The 18,119-nt window shown below is 70.0% G+C and carries 18 protein-coding genes; 9 read left to right on the top strand and 9 right to left on the bottom strand.

The genetic code is table 11. The features are described from left to right. Positions 1–4 precede the first annotated feature (4 nt). Positions 5–1,519 carry a sodium:solute symporter gene (locus tag CXQ92_RS16010; protein ID WP_104168723.1) on the bottom strand — a complete coding sequence of 505 codons (1,515 nt, stop codon included), beginning with the start codon at positions 1,517–1,519 and terminating at the stop codon, positions 5–7. A 168-nt stretch (positions 1,520–1,687) separates the two neighbouring features. Here CXQ92_RS16010 and CXQ92_RS16005 point away from each other — a divergent pair, with 168 nt between their 5' ends. Beyond that, a complete protein-coding gene (locus tag CXQ92_RS16005; protein ID WP_104168722.1) occupies positions 1,688–2,266 on the top strand; it encodes a helix-turn-helix domain-containing protein in 579 nt (192 codons plus the stop codon). 22 nt (positions 2,267–2,288) lie between these two features. On the opposite strand, the gene CXQ92_RS16000 is transcribed toward CXQ92_RS16005, so the two are convergent. Beyond that, complete coding sequence (locus tag CXQ92_RS16000) at positions 2,289–4,097, bottom strand: amino acid transporter (protein WP_104168844.1); 1,809 nt, start codon at positions 4,095–4,097, stop codon at positions 2,289–2,291. A 365-nt stretch (positions 4,098–4,462) separates the two neighbouring features. Here CXQ92_RS16000 and CXQ92_RS17910 point away from each other — a divergent pair, with 365 nt between their 5' ends. From CXQ92_RS17910 to CXQ92_RS15975, 4 genes are all read left to right on the top strand, one after another. After that, positions 4,463–5,245, top strand: a complete 783-nt coding sequence (locus tag CXQ92_RS17910; RefSeq protein WP_146067489.1) for a hypothetical protein — start codon at positions 4,463–4,465, stop codon at positions 5,243–5,245. A gap of 83 nt (positions 5,246–5,328) precedes the next feature. Next, on the top strand, positions 5,329–6,324 hold the full coding sequence (gene speB / locus CXQ92_RS15985) for an agmatinase (RefSeq protein WP_104168720.1): 996 nt from the start codon (positions 5,329–5,331) through the stop codon (positions 6,322–6,324). Continuing rightward, positions 6,325–8,016, top strand: coding sequence for a thiamine pyrophosphate-binding protein (locus CXQ92_RS15980; protein WP_104168719.1), 1,692 nt, complete (start codon positions 6,325–6,327; stop codon positions 8,014–8,016). Between the two features lie 72 nt (positions 8,017–8,088). Beyond that, positions 8,089–8,292: a DUF2945 domain-containing protein gene (locus tag CXQ92_RS15975; protein WP_104122628.1), complete on the top strand. Its 204-nt coding sequence runs from the start codon at positions 8,089–8,091 to the stop codon at positions 8,290–8,292. A 51-nt stretch (positions 8,293–8,343) separates the two neighbouring features. Here CXQ92_RS15975 and CXQ92_RS15970 read toward each other — a convergent pair whose 3' ends face one another. Further along, positions 8,344–8,688 carry a DUF3140 domain-containing protein gene (locus CXQ92_RS15970; RefSeq protein WP_104168718.1) on the bottom strand — a complete coding sequence of 115 codons (345 nt, stop codon included), beginning with the start codon at positions 8,686–8,688 and terminating at the stop codon, positions 8,344–8,346. Positions 8,689–8,822: 134 nt separating this feature from the next. On the opposite strand from CXQ92_RS15970, the gene CXQ92_RS15965 reads away from it, so the two are divergent. Continuing rightward, the gene (locus tag CXQ92_RS15965) at positions 8,823–9,362 is read left to right on the top strand and encodes a hypothetical protein (RefSeq protein WP_104168717.1); all 540 of its coding nucleotides are present in this window, start codon (positions 8,823–8,825) and stop codon (positions 9,360–9,362) included. A gap of 96 nt (positions 9,363–9,458) precedes the next feature. Here CXQ92_RS15965 and CXQ92_RS15960 read toward each other — a convergent pair whose 3' ends face one another. The 3 genes from CXQ92_RS15960 to CXQ92_RS15950 are packed head-to-tail and all read right to left on the bottom strand — an operon-like array spanning position 9,459 to position 12,560. Beyond that, complete coding sequence (locus CXQ92_RS15960) at positions 9,459–10,595, bottom strand: NAD(P)/FAD-dependent oxidoreductase (RefSeq protein WP_104168716.1); 1,137 nt, start codon at positions 10,593–10,595, stop codon at positions 9,459–9,461. Continuing rightward, the gene (locus tag CXQ92_RS15955) at positions 10,588–11,313 is read right to left on the bottom strand and encodes a class I SAM-dependent methyltransferase (protein ID WP_104168715.1); all 726 of its coding nucleotides are present in this window, start codon (positions 11,311–11,313) and stop codon (positions 10,588–10,590) included. Before CXQ92_RS15955 ends, CXQ92_RS15960 begins: the two co-directional genes overlap by 8 nt. After that, on the bottom strand, positions 11,310–12,560 hold the full coding sequence (locus CXQ92_RS15950; RefSeq protein ID WP_104168714.1) for a type III polyketide synthase: 1,251 nt from the start codon (positions 12,558–12,560) through the stop codon (positions 11,310–11,312). The genes CXQ92_RS15955 and CXQ92_RS15950 overlap by 4 nt, the downstream gene beginning before the upstream one ends. A gap of 82 nt (positions 12,561–12,642) precedes the next feature. On the opposite strand from CXQ92_RS15950, the gene CXQ92_RS15945 reads away from it, so the two are divergent. Continuing rightward, on the top strand, positions 12,643–13,542 hold the full coding sequence (locus CXQ92_RS15945) for an SDR family oxidoreductase (RefSeq protein ID WP_104168713.1): 900 nt from the start codon (positions 12,643–12,645) through the stop codon (positions 13,540–13,542). Positions 13,543–13,663: 121 nt separating this feature from the next. Then, positions 13,664–14,338, top strand: coding sequence for a hypothetical protein (locus tag CXQ92_RS15940; protein ID WP_104168712.1), 675 nt, complete (start codon positions 13,664–13,666; stop codon positions 14,336–14,338). Between the two features lie 115 nt (positions 14,339–14,453). On the opposite strand, the gene CXQ92_RS15935 is transcribed toward CXQ92_RS15940, so the two are convergent. Then, a complete protein-coding gene (locus CXQ92_RS15935) occupies positions 14,454–15,164 on the bottom strand; it encodes a transglycosylase family protein (protein WP_104168711.1) in 711 nt (236 codons plus the stop codon). 431 nt (positions 15,165–15,595) lie between these two features. Next, the gene (gene fdhA, locus CXQ92_RS15930; RefSeq protein WP_104168710.1) at positions 15,596–16,813 is read right to left on the bottom strand and encodes a formaldehyde dehydrogenase, glutathione-independent; all 1,218 of its coding nucleotides are present in this window, start codon (positions 16,811–16,813) and stop codon (positions 15,596–15,598) included. 199 nt (positions 16,814–17,012) lie between these two features. Here fdhA and CXQ92_RS15925 point away from each other — a divergent pair, with 199 nt between their 5' ends. Continuing rightward, entirely contained in the window at positions 17,013–17,780 is a 768-nt protein-coding gene (locus tag CXQ92_RS15925) for an SDR family oxidoreductase (RefSeq protein WP_104168709.1), read from the top strand. A gap of 6 nt (positions 17,781–17,786) precedes the next feature. Here the strand turns inward: CXQ92_RS15925 and CXQ92_RS15920 are convergent, their stop codons facing one another. After that, on the bottom strand, positions 17,787–18,095 hold the full coding sequence (locus tag CXQ92_RS15920) for a hypothetical protein (protein ID WP_104168708.1): 309 nt from the start codon (positions 18,093–18,095) through the stop codon (positions 17,787–17,789). Positions 18,096–18,119: the final 24 nt, after the last annotated feature.

Raw genomic sequence — 18,119 nt, 5'->3', positions numbered from 1 at the left:
ACCGTCAGCGGGGTGCGTCCACCGGTACATCCTCGGGGATGTCGCCGGCGACCCGGCGGTCCCAGGCGTCCATGACGCCCGGATCCGTGGCCCGGGTGGCGAGCGAGACGATGACATAGACGAGCGCGGACACGGCGAGGCCGTAGTAGATCGGCTCGTTGGCGTAGATGCCGTCGTACTGGTTCTCCGCGGTGACCTCCAGGTAGGCCATCACACCGAGGGTGACGAGCGTGCCCGCCGCCATCGAGGCCCCGGCGCCGATCCCGTTGCCGCGCCGCCAGACGAGGCCCCCGAGGATCGAGACGAGGAGACCTCCGACGAGGATGTCGTACGCGATGGTCAGGGCGGCCACGACGTCCTGGACGATCACGGCGAGGGCGATGGTGACGAGGCCGAGGCCGAGGACCCACCAGCGGCTCGACGCGACGTCGTGGTCCGACGACGAGCGCTCGCCGCCGTCCGTGCCGGCCTTGTCGCTCTTGCCGATCCAGCCGGCCACGAACGGCACGACGTCCGTCCGCGCCACGGTGGCCGCGGCGATCAGTGCGCCGGACGCCGTCGACATCATCGCGGCGACGGCCGCGGCGAGGACGAGCCCGCCGATACCGATCGGCAGGACGTTCAGGGCGATGTCCGCATAGACGTCGTCCTTCGACTCGATCGCGGGCAGGACGACGCTGGCGCTCATGCCGATCACGGCGCCGGCGACGCCGTAGAGGATGCAGTAGATTCCGGCGGCCGATCCGCCCCATCGGGCGATCTCCGGTGTCCGGGAGGTGAAGACGCGCTGCCAGATGTCCTGCCCGATCAGCAGGCCGAGCGTGTAGACCACGAAGTAGGTGATGATGCTCTGCGCGCCGATGCCGGTGATGCTGAAGAACTCGTCTCCGGCGCGTTCGGCGATGCCGTCGAAGCCGCCCGCCGCCGCGAGGGAGAAGGGCAGCATGAGGGCGAAGACGCCGATGGTCTTGATCACGAACTGAGCCATGTCGGCCAGGGTGATGGACCACATGCCACCGATCGTTGAGTAGATCAGGACGATCGCCCCGCCGACGGCGATGGACAGCGCGCGGTCCCAGCCGAAGAGCACCACGAAGATCGTGGCGTAGGCGCCCGTCGACGTGGCGCAGAGCATGAGGGTGTAGGCGAGCATGACGATCCCGGACACCCGCGTGGCGCGGTGGCCGTACCGCAGGGTGAGCATCTGGGAGACGGTGTAGATCTTCAGCTTCTGGATGGTGGGGGCGAACAGGAGGCTGAGCAGCAGGACGCCGGTGCCGATGGCGACCACGAGCCACATGCCGGAGATGCCGTACTGGTAGCCGAGCCCCACGCCACCCACGGTGGAGGCGCCGCCCAGGACGACGGCCGCCATGGTGCCGGTGTAGAGGAGCGGTCCGAGGCGCCGCCCGGCCACGAGGTAGTCGCTGGCGTTGCGGGTGCGGGACTTGCCCCACCACCCGAAGCCCAGCATGGCCGCGAGATACGCCACCACGATGGCTATATTGAGTGCTTGCATGGACGAGCCCTTCGGTCGAGATTCCCGCGTCGATGCCCTATGGGCAACTAATGTTGCCTAGTAAGCTACTCGTGACGCGGCTCACGCGTCAACCATGGCAAGCTCGTGGAAGGCGCTCGTTCACCCGCGAACCGATCGCCTCCCCGAGCGCAGGAGGAGAGGACACGCATGAAGGCCCTGCCCGTCGAGCCCACGAATGCTCCGGTGGCCATCGGATCCCGGATCCGTGCCGCACGGCAGGCCCAGCGCATGACCATCGAGCAGGTCGCCGACTCCACGGGGCTGACGAAGGGGTTCCTGAGCAGGGTGGAGCGGGACCTCACGTCGCCATCCGTCGCCTCGCTCGTGACGCTGTGCCAGGTGCTGTCGATCTCCGTGGGGGACCTGTTCCTGGTGCCGGAGACCCACCTGACGCGGCTCGTGGACGCTCCCCGGATCAGCCTGGGCGGGCAGGGCATCAACGAGCGGCTCCTGACGGCGCGCTCCGAGCGTCGGCTCCAGGTGATCCGCGCCGTCGTCGAACCCCATGGACGGGGCGAGGACGAGCTCTACGCGGTGGACTGCGAGGTGGAGACCCTGCACGTGGTCGAGGGACGCTTCGTGCTGGTCTTCCCGAACGCCCGCTACGAACTCGGCGCCGGCGACACCCTCACCTTCCCGGGGCGGGAACCCCACACGTGGCTCAATCCGGACGGCCGGGAGGCCGTGGTGCTGTGGACGCTCGTCCCGGCGGCCTCGGGCAAGTAGCGTCTTCGGGAAGTAGCGCCGTTCAGCCCACGTGCACCCAGGGGCGCCTCGTCACGTCCGGCTCCGCGGCGCGCAGCACCTCGCGGGTGACCGGGGCGATCTCGCCCTCCCCGGTGAACAGGAACTTGAAGAGGTTGGCCACCGGGTCACCCTCCGTCCACCGGAAGTAGACGTGCGGCATGAGCCCGGTGACGTCCCGGATATGCAGCATCACGGCTGCGATGGTGTTCGGGACGTTGGAGCTGTGGACCTCGAGGATGCGGTACCCGTGCCGCACCACGCCGCGCACGCGCAGTTCCGTCTCGAAGTCGGAGGAATCGTCCACGGTCACCTCGATGAACAGGGGCCGCGAGGTGGTCGGGACGTGCGAGACCCTGCATGCGTGCTGGAGCTTGTGGCGGTAGGCCGCACTGCTGAGCCGTTTCGGTTCGTGGGCGATCAGCAGGATGTCGCCGTCGTCCTGCGCGCTGACGAAGGAGAGCGCTGCCTCGTCCATCCGGATGCCCGTGGCGCGCAGCTCGAACGCCCGCCGCGAGCGGGAGACGAACGAGACGACGATGATGCCCAGGATGAAGCAGGCGGCGATCTTCAGCCCCTCGGGGCGCTCCACGATGTTGACCGCCGTCGTCAGCACGAAGACTCCCGCGGCGATGCCGAACCCGATGGTCCTGCCACGCTGCTGCTTCCGTCGCGCGGACAGCATCACGGCCACGGACGCGGACGTGATGAGGGCGAGGACGCCGGTGGCGTAGGCACCGCCCTGCGCCTCGACGTCGGCCTTGAAGAAGAAGGTGACCAGGATGGCGATGAGGGTGATGACGAGGACGAGCGGACGCACGGCCTTCGCCCACTCCGGGGCCATCCCGTAGCGCGGCAGGTATCGGGGCACGAGGTTGAGCAGGCCGGTCATGGCGGACGCCCCGGCGAACCACAGGATGCCGATCGTGGAGATGTCGTACGCCGTGCCGAAGCCGTCGCCGAGGTACTCGTGGGCGAGGTAGGCGAGCGCCCGCCCGTTGGCGGGGCCGCCCTCCTCGAAGGCCGCGGCGGGGATGAGCAGGGTGGTCACGAAGCTCGAGGCGATCAGGAAGCCGCTCATGATGAGTGCGGCCGAGGTGAGGAGCTTGTGCGCGCCGGCGATCCGGCCCGCGGGGTCCTGCTCGGTGTCGGCGGGCCCGCCCTGGATCTGCGGCATCACGACGACGCCGGTCTCGAAGCCCGACAGCCCCAAAGCCAGGCGGGGGAAGATCAGCACGGCCAGCCCGAGCATCATGAGGGGATTGCCGTGCTGCGTGGTCAGCGCCGACCACCAGGAGTCCACGAGCCCGCCCTGCGCCACGATCTGGGCCAGGGCGACGACGATCACGCACAGGTTGAGCAGGAGGAAGACGGCGACGAGGCCGACGGCGATGCCGATGGCCTCGGTGAACCCACGCAGGAAGACGCCCGACAGCGCGCCGAGGAACATCACCGTGATGAGGATCTGCTGCCCCTGCAGCCATGCGGGCGCGAACGGGTTCTCGATGAGGTGCGCGCTCGCATCGGCGGCCGAGAGCGTCATGGTGATGAGGAAGCTCGTCGCGGCGAAACCGAGCAGGACCAGCACGAAGACCTTGCCGCGCCACTTCGGCAGCAGCTTCTCGAGCATCGCGATGGATCCCTCGCCGCGCGGACTCTCCGACGCCACCCGCTTGTACACCGGCAGCGCGGCGAAGAGGGTCACGGCCACCAGGACGAGGGTGGCCAGGGGGGACAGGACGCCGGCGGCGGCCGCGGCGATCGCGGGCTGGTAGCCGAGGGTGGAGAAGTAGTCGACGCCGGTCAGGCACATCACCTTCCACCACGACTGGGCGCGTTCCTGCTCGGGCTGGTGGGAGGCGGGCCGGCTGGACTCGTTGAGCAGCCAGCGCTCGAGGCGCTGCCGGGCCCGGACCTGGGCCGGGGGCTGCGGAAGGGTGCGTACGGAAGAGCTCACGTGATCACCGTAGGACCCCGCTACCGGCCGGTAGCCGGTCTTTATGCATCCTTAACAGGGCCGACGCCGGGCCACCCTCACGGAGCGACCTCTCGTCGCCGGTGAACCGATGCCGAAGCGTGACCGCGGCGCGCACGGCAGGAACGGCGCCGGACCTAGGCTGGACCAGCGGAGCGGGGCCACTGCGCCCAGGCCATCACACACTCACCGGGGGATCATCCATGAAGAACACCAGCCTGAGCTGCATCGCGCTCGCTGCAGCCCTGAGCCTCGCCGGTTGCGGCTCGCCCTCGTCGGCGGGCAGCGTCGGTGCCGAAGGAACGGCATCGTCGTCCGCCTCCGCTCCATCTGCTACTCCGTCCGCGACCCCGTCAGCAACCTCGGCCCCCACCCCGTCCGTACCGCCCGCGGCGACCCCCGCCGCGACGGCCGCCCCGACGCCGTCGTCAGCGCCCGATCCCGAACCTTCCCCCTTCACGACGTCGGACGGCCTGTACTCCTTCGTCATGCCCGCCACGTGGACGGCCACGCCCGTCCCCCCGAACACTGCACCCGACTACGGGGCGAACCTCAGCCGGACGGCGTACTCGATCCGGGATGCGGCCGGCACGGAAATGGCGCTCTTCATGGGCGGTATCCCGGGCGACGGAGCAGCGGTTCCCCATCCGGGACACGTGCTCCTCGACAGCGAGGAGCTGCCTGCCCTGTCGGGCCAGGTGGACCGGGGTCCCGGTCCCATCAGCTACGTGTTCGACTACTTCCCGGATCCCGTCTCGGGGGACCTGGTGTACGTCGCGCGACTCCACCAGGGCCCGCTGCCGGCCGATGGCATCTACGCAATGCAGTTCACCCTCGCCTCCATCGGGACGAACGGGCAAGTGGCCTTCACCGCCACGTTCGACCAGACCCGGTTCCCCGAGCCCGCAGACGCGACGGCCTGGCTGGGGACCGAGGAGTACGCGGGGCTTCGCTCCATGCTGTCCTCCCTCACGTTCAACGGTTGACCCCTCTTCCCCCGCGGAATAGCCTTGTGCAAAACCTTTGATGCATATTGGGCAACTCCGTGGGCCCGGACAGGATGGACACTGTGGAAGAACTGCGCGTCACGGGAGGCGGGCACGTAGGGCCCATCGACTCCTCCCGCATCCCCCGCTACGCGGGAGCAGCCACCTTCGCGCGCCTGCCGCGCCTGGACCAGGTGGACCGCGCGGACATCGCCGTCGTCGGCGTCCCCTTCGACTCCGGCGTGTCCTACCGCCCCGGCGCCCGGTTCGGCGGCAACCACATCCGCGAGGCCTCGCGCCTGCTCCGGCCCTACAACCCCGCCCTCGACGTCTCGCCGTTCGAGCGCGTGCAGGTGGCCGATGCCGGGGACATGGCCGTGAACCCGTTCAACATCAACGAGGCCATCGAGACGGTGCAGCAGAACGCGCTGGACCTCACTGCCGACGGGGCACGCCTCGTCACCCTCGGCGGCGACCACACCATCGCGCTGCCCCTCCTGCGCGCCGCGGCCGAGCGCGCGGGATCGCCCGTGGCGATGCTGCACTTCGACGCCCACCTGGACACGTGGGACACCTACTTCGGCGCCGAATACACGCACGGCACCCCGTTCCGGCGTGCCGTCGAGGAGGGCATCCTCGACACCGAGGCCATCTCCCATGTCGGCACGCGCGGGCCCCTCTACGGCGTCCGCGACCTCGAGGACGACCGCCGCTTCGGCTTCGGGATCGTGACCTCCTCGGACGTCTACCGGCAGGGCGTGGACGAGGTGGTGGACAAGCTGCGGCAGCGCATCGGTGACCGCCCGCTCTACGTCTCCGTGGACATCGACGTCCTCGACCCGGCCCACGCTCCCGGGACCGGGACGCCTGAGGCCGGCGGCATCACGAGCCGCGAACTGCTGGAAATCCTCCGCGGCCTGCGCGGGCTGAACCTGGTCGGCGCGGACGTCGTCGAGGTGGCTCCCGCCTACGACCACGCCGAGCTCACCGGGGTCGCGGCGTCGCACGTCGCCTACGACCTCGTGACCCTGATGGCCGACACCCTCACTCCCGCCGCCACGACCCCTGAGGACCAGTAGATGGACATCACCGCCGGCGCCGCGTCCGCGCCCCCCGCCCCCGTCTCCAGCCAGCGCAACGGCGGTGACCTGGTGGTCGAGACGCTCTCGGCCCTCGGGGCGACGACGGTGTTCGGCATCCCCGGCCAGCACGCGCTCGGCCTGTTCGACGCGCTGTCCCGCTCCGACCTCCGCTTCGTCTCCTCCCGCGTGGAGAACAACTCCGCCTTCGCCGCCGACGGCTTCTCCCGGGCGACCGGCGACGTCGGCGTCCTGTTCCTGTCCACCGGCCCCGGAGCGCTGACGTCCCTCGCCGGGCTGCAGGAGGCGTACGCCACCGGCGTGCCCATGGTGGTCGTCGCGAGCCAGATCCCCCTCGAGGGCCTGGGCGCGCGGCGCAAGGGCATGCTGCACCAGCTCGACGACCAGAAGGCCTCGGCGGCGAACGTCACGAAGAGCCAGCGGCTGATCCAGCACGCCTCCGGCATCCCCTCCGCCATCCAGGACGCCTGGACCGAGGCCGTGTCCTCGCCGCAGGGCCCCGTGTGGGTCGAGGTGCCGCAGAACGTGCTGCTGGATCCCGTGATGGTCCCGCAGGTGGAGGACGCACTCGCCGAGCCCTTCGACAACCCGCCGCGCATCGAGCTGGTGCGCGAGGCCGTCGCCTGGCTGAAGGACTCGAAGCGGCCCGCGATCGTCGCCGGCGGCGGCGCACGGCGTGGCAGGGCGGAGAAGTGGCTGCTCTCGATCGCCGAGAAGCTCGGTGCGCCGGTGGTCTGCTCTCCCGGCGGCAACGGTGCCTTCCCCTGGGACCACGAACTCTCCCTCCAGTCCTGGGTGGAGGACCGCTACGTGACGGAGGTCCTCGAGGACGCCGACGTGCTGCTGGTGATCGGCTCGTCCCTCGGCGAGGTCACGTCCAACTACTTCACGATGGAGCCGCGGGGGCGCATCATCCAGATCGACGCCGAACCCCGCGTCCTCGAGTCCAACCGGCCGGCGCTCGGCATCCGCGCCGACGCCGGGCAGGCACTCAGCGCACTCGACGAGGCGCTCGAACCGCTGGACCGCGACCGCCTGCCCGGGTACGACGCCGCCGCGCTCGTCGCGGAGACCCTCGGGCGGGTCGGCGCACGGCTCGACGCGCAGGACCTCGGCAAGGAACGCGCCTTCATGCAGGACATCCGCGACGCCGTCCCGGCCGGCATGCAGACCTTCTGGGACATGACCATCTCGGCGTACTGGGCCTGGAGCTGCTGGGACGCCCGCGAGGGCGGGTTCCATTCTGCGCAGGGGGCCGGCGGCCTCGGCTTCGGCTTCCCCGGCGCGATCGGTGGATCGGTCGGACTGGAATCGCACGGCCTGCCCGCACGGGTCCTCGCCGTCTCCGGCGACGGTTCCGCCATGTACTCCATCGCCGAGCTCGCCACCGCGCGGCAGCACGACCTGCCCGTCACCTGGCTGATCGTGGACGACGGCGGCTACGGGATCCTCCGCGAGTACATGGAGGGCGCCTTCGGCCAGGCCACGGCGACCGAGCTCGCCCGGCCGGACTTCGTGGCGCTCGCGGAATCGTTCGGGGTGCCGGCACGCAGGGTCGCACCGGAGGGCATCGGCGAGGCGCTGCGCGAGAGCCTCGCGGCCGACGGCCCCAACGTCGTCGTCGTGGAGACGCTCCTGCGGCTCTTCGCACCCACCCACCTCGATCAGTAGGCTTCCTTTTTCCATCCCGGGGTGAGAGTGTCGGAAGAACTGCTCGACCACGTACATCGAGGGAGGAACCCCATGGCATTCAGCAAGGGCGACAAGGTCACCTGGAACACGCCGCAGGGCACGACCGAGGGAAAGGTCGTGGAGAAGCACGAGAAGGAATTCAGCTTCGACGACCAGAAGTTCAATGCGTCGAAGGACGAGCCCTACTACACCGTGGAGAGCGCGAAGTCGGGCAAGCAGGCCGCCCACAAGGAGAGCGCGCTGTCGAAGAAGTAGTGGGCACGGCGAGGGGGCGTTCCGCAGGGAGCGCCCCCTCGCCGCGTCCCGCTACGTCAGCGGATCGTGGCCCCAGTTCATCAGGGAGTACCGCCACTTCGAGGTCTCGATGTCCTCCTTGGAGGGCTTCTGCGCGAGATGGCGGTGGACGTAGCCCACGACCTTCCGCATGTGCTCCACGTCCTCGCCCGTGAGGTCGTCCCGCCGGGTGCGCAGGATGCCGATGATCCGCCTGCCGGACCGGTGGCCCACGGACTCGCCGCCGTCCGGCTCCTTCTGGCCCACCGATCGGGATTCCTCGGTGTCGAGCCACGCCTCCAACTGGGACGGGCTCATGTTCACCGCATCCTTCCATTGCGTCCATATCTCGTCGAGGTCGTGCTGGTTCTCCGCCATGGGGTGCCCTTCGTAGCAGTTCCTGGGAAAATTGCACACCCTGGCCGGATCCCGGGGCGTGCTATGGCTTTATCCTAAGCATGCTGATAGTTGTAGGGGGGTAGGTCGAACCAACCTCGAAGGAGCTTTACATCATGGCAGGAAATCTTTTGGCACGATCCGCTCACGATCTCGGCGCGGCAGCCTGGTTCGGTGGAACCCTGATGGGCGCCGTCGGCCTCAACGGAGCCACCGGCAAGGCGAAGGACCCCAAGGAGCGCACGCGCCTGTCCTCGCTCGGCTGGGCGAAGTGGGCTCCGGTCCAGACCGCGGCCTTCGCGGCACACGCCGTCGGAGGCATCGGCCTGATCCTCGGCAACAAGGGCCGCGTCGCCGCCCAGGATTCCGTCGGGTCCAACACCGTCCTGAAGTCCGTGGTCACCGTGATCGGCATGGTGCTCTCGCTGTACTCGGGCATCCTCGGCAAGAAGGTCGGCGAGCTCGCCGAGCAGGGCAGCGCGGGCGCCACCGAGCCCCGACCCGGAGCGAGCGACGAACTCGCCAAGGCACAGTCCCAGCTCAAGATCACGCAGTGGCTCCTGCCCGTCATCAGCGGCATCGTCGTCGTGATGGGTGCGAAGCAGGGCGAGATGCAGCGTCCCGAGAACGTCAAGAAGGGCCTGCTCCGCAAGTAGACCCACCGATCCACCTCGGACCCCGCAGCGACCCCGCCCCACGCCACTCGGCCTCCGGTGGTGGTCCCTGCGGGGTTCCGTCATGGGAGGGTGCGCCTACTGCATCGTGAACGCGCGGGCCACACCGGCGTGGACGGCTCTGTTCCTGATCAGCGCCCCGAGGAGCGCATTGCGCGGGCGCAGGACCGGGCCGGGCAGGGGGCGCCCGAGCGCCATGTTGATGGCGGCCTTCCGGCGGGCCAGGGCCGCCTGCGCCCGGCGGTCCCTCTCGTAGCGCGCGAGCCGCACGGCGACGTCCTGCCCGTCGCGCAGTGACGCAGTAATGATCGGGACCAGGTCTACGGCGTCGAGCCAGCCCAGGTTCATGCCCTGTCCGCCGATGGGGGACACCTCGTGGGCGGCGTCTCCCACCAGCACGACGCGCCCGGCGACGAGGCGCCGGGCGAGCCGGGACCGCACCTCGAACGCGCTCAGCATCGAGTTCGACGCCGGGTCGACGTCGACCCCCGTCCGCTCACGGACGAGCCGTGTGAGGCCGGCGGCGGTGGGGCGTTCCACCGGGCAGCCGACCCGCACGACCCAGCGCCGGATGCCCCCGGGCAGGGGGAAGGACTCGACGATCCCGCCCGTCTCCAGGTACAGGACGGCGTCGTCGCCGTCGCCCGTGGTGTCGCGGAAGTCGCCCATGACGTAGCAGTCCGGATAGCGACGCGAGGGCGCGCGGATCCCGGCGTCGTCACGGATGGAACTCCTGGCGCCGTCCGCCGCGACGACCAGCCGCGCCTGCAGGACGGCGTCCACCCCCTGCTCCCGGGTCACGGCCAGGATGTGGTCCCCGGCGTCGTGCGTGGTGACGACGGCGACGCCGCGGCGCAGCGTGCCCGGGAACCCGTCCTCGAGGTGGCGCTCCAGGATCTCCTCGGTGACGGCCTGCGGCACGGCGAGGACGTACGTCTCCTCGCCCGGGAGGGCCGAGAAGGACACGGTGCCCACGTCCCGGCCTGCGCTCCGGGCGATCCCGTCCCGGATCCGCACCCCGCGCGCGCGCAGGTCATCGGCGATGCCGCCGGCTTCGAGGGCACGCAGGGCCGGCGGGTGGATGCCGATGGCCCGCGAATGGCCGCTGCGCTCCTGACGGCGTTCCAGCACGACCGCGTCGAGCCCGGCCTGCCGCAGCAGCAGGGCGGTGTAGAGGCCGACGGGCCCGCCGCCGACCACGATCACGTCATGCACCGTCGTCTCCCGCCGAGCGGCGGTCGAGCACGAGGAGGTTGATGAACGGCACGGCCGTGCGGACCGTCCACTGCCCGCGTCCGTCGGTCGCTGCGCGCAACTCGTCCGGCGTGTAGCTGCGGCGGATCGAGGTCAGGCCGTCCTGGCGGATGTAGGAGCCGGGCAGCGGGAGGGTGCCCGCCGAGAACAGCGCGTAGCCGAGCGGGTGCCGCGCGATATCGCTGTGCACCGCGACCGTGCGCGTCAGGCGTTCGGTGTCGTCGAGCAGGCCGTCGAACGCCGTGCGGTCGAGATGGTGGAGCACGTGGTTGGAGACCACGGCGTCGAACACGGCACCCTCGGCCACGAGCTCCGAGCTCAGCGCCCGGCGGAAGGACAGGCCGGCCAGGGGCGGACGCGACGTGGCGAAGGCATGCGCCCGCTCGTCGGGGTCGATCGCCGTCACCTCGAGCGGGAAGCCGTCGAGCCGGGCCCAGCGTGCCAGCGTGCGCGGGACGTCCCCGCCGCCGGCTCCGATGTCGAGCAGCGTGTTGGTCCGGTCCCGCGAGAAGACCGGGCGGAGCAGCGAGGTGTAGGTGCGCCGCCATCCGGAGACGACGGCGTTGACCACCCCGAACTGGGCGTACGTGCGGTCGAGCCGGCGGGGGTCGCAGTCGGGCCGGTCCATCTCCTCGATGGCGTGCGGATCGCGCTCCGCGAGGAACCCTCGAGGCCTCATGCGCCCGCGTCGGTGAGGATGGGCGCCAGATCGTCGGGCACGACGTCGTCCGGGCCGCTCGACGGATCGGCGTCGGCCGTCGCCGTCGCCGTCCCCGTCGCGGCCCCGGCGGCCGGTCCGGTGCCGATCCTGGTGAGCAGGGCCGTCTCGACCGTGAGCCCCGGGCCGAAGGCCATGGAGCAGATCCGGTTGTTCCCGTCGGAGGCCGGCTGGTCGAGGATGTGCTTCAGTACGAACATGACCGTCGCGCTGCTCATGTTGCCGTAGTCGCGCAGCGTCTCGCGGGCGGGGACGAGCTGGTCCCGGGTCAGGCCGAGCTTGGCTTCGACCTTGTCCAGGATGCTGCGTCCGCCCGGGTGGATGGCCCAGTGCTCGATCTCCGCGTAGTCCAGGCCCTGCAGCGACGCGTCGTGGGCGAGCAGGGGTTCGAGGGCCCCGATGATGTGCTCGTCGATGATGTGGGGGACGTACGTTCCGAGGACCATCTCGAACCCCTCGTCGCCGATGTTCCAGGCCATGGATTCCTCGCCGACCGGGGTCAGCACGGTCTCGAAGTGATCGAGGGTCAGGGCGGGCCCGGTCAGGGGGAGGTCCCGGGCGGAGACGATCGCGGCCGCGGCACCATCGGCGAACAGCGACGAGCCGACGATGGTGTCGGGGTTGTTGGAGGACCGCACGTGGAGCGAGCACAGTTCGGCGGCGATGACGAGGACGACGGCGTCGGGGTCGGCGTCGCAGAAGGCCTTGGCTGCGCGCAGTGCCGGGAAGGCCGCGTAGCAGCCCATGAACCCGAGATGGTAGCGCTGCACGGAGGGTTCGAGGCCCAGCGCGCGCACCACCTTGTAGTCGGGACCCGGGGCGAAGAAGCCCGTGCAGGACGCGGTGACGACATGCGTGACGTCGGCCGCCTCGATGCCCTGCGCCGCGTCCAGCGCCTTGCGGGCAGCCTCGACGAAGAGCTTCGTGCCCTCCTCGGCGTAGACCTCGTTGCGGGTCTTGGTGCTCGGCGTCAGGATCCGCAGTTCCTTCCGATCGAAGAACACGGGGTCCTCCGCGGCGCTGTCGAGCGTGAGTTCCCTGACGGCGGTGTAGCGCGTCTCGATGCCCGAGGAGTCGAAGGCCGCTCCGACCAGCCGCCGGCCGAGCCGCGTGAGGCCGGGTTGCGCGGCAAAGACATCACGGACCTGGGACTGCACCATGATCGTGTCGGGTACGGCGGTTTCGAGGGACCTCAGGATCGCAGTCATATGTCCATTACTAGAGGACTGACGCTGCAAACACAATGACAGTAGGCTTAGCATCCACCCTCCCGCCGTCACCAGGAGCATCATGTCCAACGAACCGTCAGGCACCCTCGACCAGGACGATCCCCGGGGCCCCGCCGTCGACCCCTCGACCGAGTTGCAGCAGTACCCAGGGTTCACGGAGCGCATGGACCCCCGCCCCGACCACGGCGAGGACAGCTATACCGGGCACGGGCGCCTCAGTGGCCGGCGCGCCTTCATCACCGGCGGCGACTCCGGCATCGGCCGGGCCGTGGCGCTGGCCTTCGCGCGCGAGGGCGCCGACGTCGCCATCGGGTACCTCCCCGAGGAGGAGGAGGACGGCGCCAGCTGCCTCGAACTCATCCGCGCCGAGGGCCGGAAGGCCCTGGCCGTGCCGGGCGACCTCCGCGACGAGGCCTACGCCGCGTCGGCCGTGTCACAGGTGGTGGACGGCCTCGGCGGCCTGGACATCCTCGTGAACAATGCGGGCTATCACATCGCGCAGCCGAACGGCCTGCCCGACGTCGACGCCGATCAGCTCCGGCGCACCTTCGAGACCAACGTCTACGGGACGATCTGGCTCACGCAGGCCGCGCTGCCCCATCTGACGGCCGGCGCCTCGATCATCAACACCACGTCCGTCCAGGGGTACCACCCGTCCCGGAACCTCATGGACTATGCAGCGACCAAGGCTGCGCTCAACAACCTGACGTTCAGCCTCGCCGAGCTGCTCGGGGAGCGCGGGATCCGCGTCAACGCCGTCGCGCCCGGCCCCGTCTGGACGCCCCTGCAGCCCGCGACGACGACCAGTGAGAAGCTGGAATCCTTCGGCGAGGGCACACCACTGGGACGGATGGGGCAGCCGGCGGAACTGGCCGGCGCGTACGTCTTCCTCGCCTCGAACGATGCACGGTACGTCTCCGGAGAGATCCTCGGCGTCACCGGAGGCACACCCCTCGCCTGAGTGTCCGGGCGGACGGCGGGGCGACCACCCCGCCGTCCGGACCAAGCCGCGGCGGGGTACGGAACGAAGAACAGGCACCAGCGCCGGATGTTCGTGGCCGGCTGACATGAATGGGCTCACCGTGAAACACCTGACCGTACTGCCGCACCGTCGAGGCGCCGCACTCCTCGCCGTCATGCTCGCCTCGTCCCTGGCGCTCGCCGGGTGCGGAGCCGTCGAGGAGAACCCGCTCGGGGTGAACACCGCGGACAGCACCCGTGGGTCGGTGGCCACTCCGGCCCCCGGTCCGGACGGCAGCAGGGCGGAGCCCGTGGGCAGCGACCTCGGCGATGATCCCCTGAACGTGGGCGTCGACGGCGCGCAACTGTGCGGCGTCCAGCCCCGGGACAGCCGCCTGCGTTACACCGTCATGCTGCACAACCCGACCCTCGAGACCTTCACGTTCGGCGAGATGGCGCTCGGCAACCCCCAGGGGCTGGACATCCTCTCGGCGGAGGTGCAGACCGCGAACCGCGAGGGACACCACCGTCCGGCACCGGAGGCGAATGCGCACGAGGAGCACACGGCCGCCCCCACCCCGACGAAGCCTGCCGAGCCGATCGGACCGCCCGAGCCGGCGGAGGGGTACCGCTTCCTGCCGGACGCCCACATCAACATCATCGTCACGGTGGAGCTCGCGGACGGCGTCACACACGGCAGCGCCGACACCATCCTTGTCGCGTTCTCGTCCCCGGAACGCGACTACACGGTGCCGCACAACCTCAGGATCGACGTCGACGCCACGTCCTGCAACTGATCGTTCACGGGCCTCGACGCAGCGGAGCCCCCGTCGAGATGACGGGGGCTCCGCTGCGTCGTGCTGGACGGGCGGCAGACGCTCTGGGCGCTACCGGACCCGGAGAGCTCCTGGACTAGGCCGGGAGCTGCAGGACCTGGCCGGTGAAGATCAGGTCCGCGTGGATGACGGTGTCGGTGTTCGCGGCGAACAGTGCCTGCCAGCCGCCGTTGACGCCGAGCTTCGCGGCGATGGTGCTGAGGGTGTCACCCGACTGGATGGTGTAGGTCTGGCCGCTCAGTGCCACAGGGGCGACGGCGGGGGCCTGGACGGGTGCAGCGACGGGTGCCTGGACCTGGACGGGTGCTGCGACGGGCGCCTGGGCGACGGGGGCAACAGGTGCCTGGGCCTGGACGGGTGCTGCGACGGGTACCTGGACCTGGACGGGTGCCTGGACGGGGGCGGCTACGGGAGCCGGAGCCTGCTGGGTGGAGACATAGCCGGTGGACGAGCCGCCGTTGAGGCCGAGCTTCGCCGAGCAGGCGGGCCATGCGCCCCAGCCCTGCATCTGCTGGAGATTCGTTGCAACACGCTTCTGCTCTGCGACGCTGGCCTGGGCGGGGGATCCCGAGCCGCCGGCTGCGTTCCAGCTCTGCTGGGAGAACTGCAGTCCGCCGAGGTAGCCGTTGCCCGTGTTGATGCTCCAGTTTCCGCCGCTCTCGCACTCTGCGAGCTGGTCCCAGGTGTCGGCGTTGGCCGCACCGGCCGAAGCGCCGAGACCGAGGCCGGCGATTGCTACTGCTGCGAGTCCGCGACGGGCGGTGGTGCTGAATTTGGTAGTGTTCATGGCGTTACGATGCTCCGAAAGGCCACCTGCACTAGGTCCGTCCCCGGACTTCTTCGCGCCGTTGCTCACCTTGACGGTATAGAGGTCATGGTTCGGCAGCCGCCTGTTGAGCAACGAGCGGTGGAGAGCGGTGCCGGGCATTCATCGCTGCTCGCCGAGCGGCAGCGTTTTCGCTTCCCCCTGACGGGGAACTACCCCTACCGTAGAGTAATTTCGTTTCGTTGCCAAATCGGTACTGAACCGTAATTGACTTTCTGTGAAGTTGAGAATTTATGCTGGACCTGTGGGGTATCTTCTGGGACACTCACCCGCCGAGGGTGATTCGGAGGTGCGGTAGAAGGCGTACTGGAGGCCCGGAGGGCGCGACAAAGGGGCCCGGACCGTCACGGTCCGAGCCCCTTCCGGTTCCGCTCAGGCGGACGACGCCCTGATCAGGCGGCGACCATCCCGTGCGGATCGATGACGTACTTGGTCGCAGCTCCGGCATCGAACTCCTCGTAGCCGCGGGGTGCGTCGTCCAGGCCGATCGACTTCGCGTTCACGGCCTTGGCGATCTGCACGCGATCGTGCAGGATCGCCATCATCAGGCCGCGGTGGTACTTCATCACCGGACACTGTCCGGTGGTGAAGGACAGCGACTTCGCCCATCCGGTGCCCAGACTGATCGACAGCGATCCGACCTTCGCGGCCTCGTCGATGCCTCCGGGGTCGCCGGTGACGTACAGGCCCGGGATGCCCAGTGCACCGCCGGCGGCCGTCACCTGCATCAGCGAGTTGAGCACCGTGGCCGGTGCCTCGGTCGACGCGCCGCTTCCGTGGCCACGGGCCTCGAAGCCGACGGCGTCGACGCCGCAGTCGACCTCCGGCACGCCCAGCAGCTGCTCGATCTGATCCCGCGGATCACCCTTGGACACGTCGACGGTCTCGCAGCCGAAGCTCCGGGCCTGGGCCAGCCGGTCCTCGTTGAGGTCGCCCACGATGACGACGGCGGCACCCAGCAGCTGCGCCGACGCCGCGGCGGCGAGGCCCACGGGGCCGGCTCCGGCGATGTAGACCGTCGATCCGACGCCGACGCCGGCCGTGACGGCACCGTGATAGCCGGTGGGGAAGATGTCCGACAGCATCGTCAGGTCGAGGATCTTCGCCAGGGCCTGGTCCCGGTCCGGGAACTTCAGCAGGTTCCAGTCCGCATAGGGCACGAGGACGTACTCGGCCTGTCCGCCCACCCAGCCGCCCATGTCCACGTAGCCGTAGGCGGCGCCGGGACGGGCGGGATTGACGTTCAGGCAGATGCCGGTCTTGCGTTCCTTGCAGTTCCTGCACCGCCCGCAGGCGATGTTGAAGGGGACGGAGCAGATGTCCCCCTTCTTGATGAATTCGACGTCGCGCCCCACCTCGACGACCTCTCCGGTGATCTCGTGTCCCAGCACGAGGTCTGCCGGCGCCGTCGTGCGCCCGCGGACCATGTGCTGGTCCGAGCCGCAGATGTTGGTGGTGACGGTCTTGAGGATCACGCCGTGGTGGAGGGCCCGGCCCACGTTGGCCGGATTCACCCCCGGCCCGTCCTTCAGCTCGAAGGTGGGGTACTCGGTGTCGATGACCTCCACTTTTCCTGGTCCCTTGTACGCAACAGCTCTGTTACCGCTCATGGAACTTCCTCTCGTGACACATCGGTCGCGCCGGGTGTTGCCGGCGCTGGACTCGAGGGACGGAACGCGCAGGTGTGCGTCGTCCGCCCCCGGTGACGCGAACGTACACCGCAGGGGGTCGCATCGACGTTGCATGGCCGGATGCCCTGTCCATGGGCCATGTGTTGTGCCGCCGGACGCCGTGGGGGAGGGTGGAGGGATGACCGAGACCGTGTTGATCACCGGGGCCACGTCGGGGATCGGCGCCGAATTCGCGCGCCAGTTCGCCGCCCGAGGGTGCGATCTGGTGCTGGTCGCCCGATCCCCGGGTCCCCTGGAGGAGGCGGCGGCGACGTATCGTGCGCTGGGCGTCGGGGCCGAGACGATCGCCGCGGATCTCCTCGAGGACGACGGGCTGGCCCGCGTCCTGGACCGCCTGCGCACTGCCGGGGGCGACCACCGGGCGCCTGTCACGGTGCTCGTCAACAATGCCGGCTACGGCCTGGTCGGGCCGTTCGCGGACAACGCGCTCGAGGACGAGATCCGCCACCTGAGGATCCACGTCGAGGTACCCCTCGCCCTGGCGCATGCAGCCCTCCAGTCGATGCGGCCCCGCCGCTCCGGGACGATCATCACGGTGGCGAGTGTCGCCGGTTTCACCCCGCGGGGCACCTACGGCGCTGCGAAGGCGGCCATGATCAGCTTCAGCCGCTGGGCGAATCCGGCGTACGGGCGGGAGGGGATCCGGGTGACGGCGGTCTGCCCGGGCTTCGTCCGCACGGAGTTCCACCAGCGCATGGGGATGGAGACGTCCTCCGTCCCCGCCGCCCTGTGGCTCGATACCGGTCTCGTGGTGCGGGAGGCACTCCGTGACACCGCGGCAGGCAAGGCCGTCTCCGTTCCCGGTCTCCGCTACAAGACCCTCGTGGCGCTCGCGCGGGTGGCGCCGTCGTCCCTCGTGGCCCGGCTCGCGGCGCGGGGCCGCTGAGCAGCGTCAGCGACCTGCGGCTCCGCCGTCCCAGGTGTCGTGCTCGAAGGCGGCGTCCTCGGGGTGGCGCGGGCGGTCGGCGCCGTCGGTCGCGTCCGTCGAGTCGTCCCCGTCGTACGCGGCAGGCACGGCGCCGGCCTCGTGGATTCCCTGCTCGTCCCGGATGCTCGCGGCATGGTGGTCCCTCGATCCGGGGGACGGTTCCAGGATCTGCTCGCGCCGATCAGGGGCGGGACGGCCGTCGGGGTGTCCGTCGGAGGGATGCCCGCCCCGGGTCCCGCCGTCCGGATGTCCTGCGCTGCTCGACTCGGTCATGGTGCTCCTTCTCATGCCCTGCAG

It is taken from the genome of Arthrobacter sp. SX1312 (genome assembly GCF_002929295.1).
Lineage (GTDB): Bacteria > Actinomycetota > Actinomycetes > Actinomycetales > Micrococcaceae > Arthrobacter_D.
The sequence above is the reverse complement of the archived record's forward strand: the minus strand, read 5'-3'. Positions and strand labels throughout refer to the sequence as shown.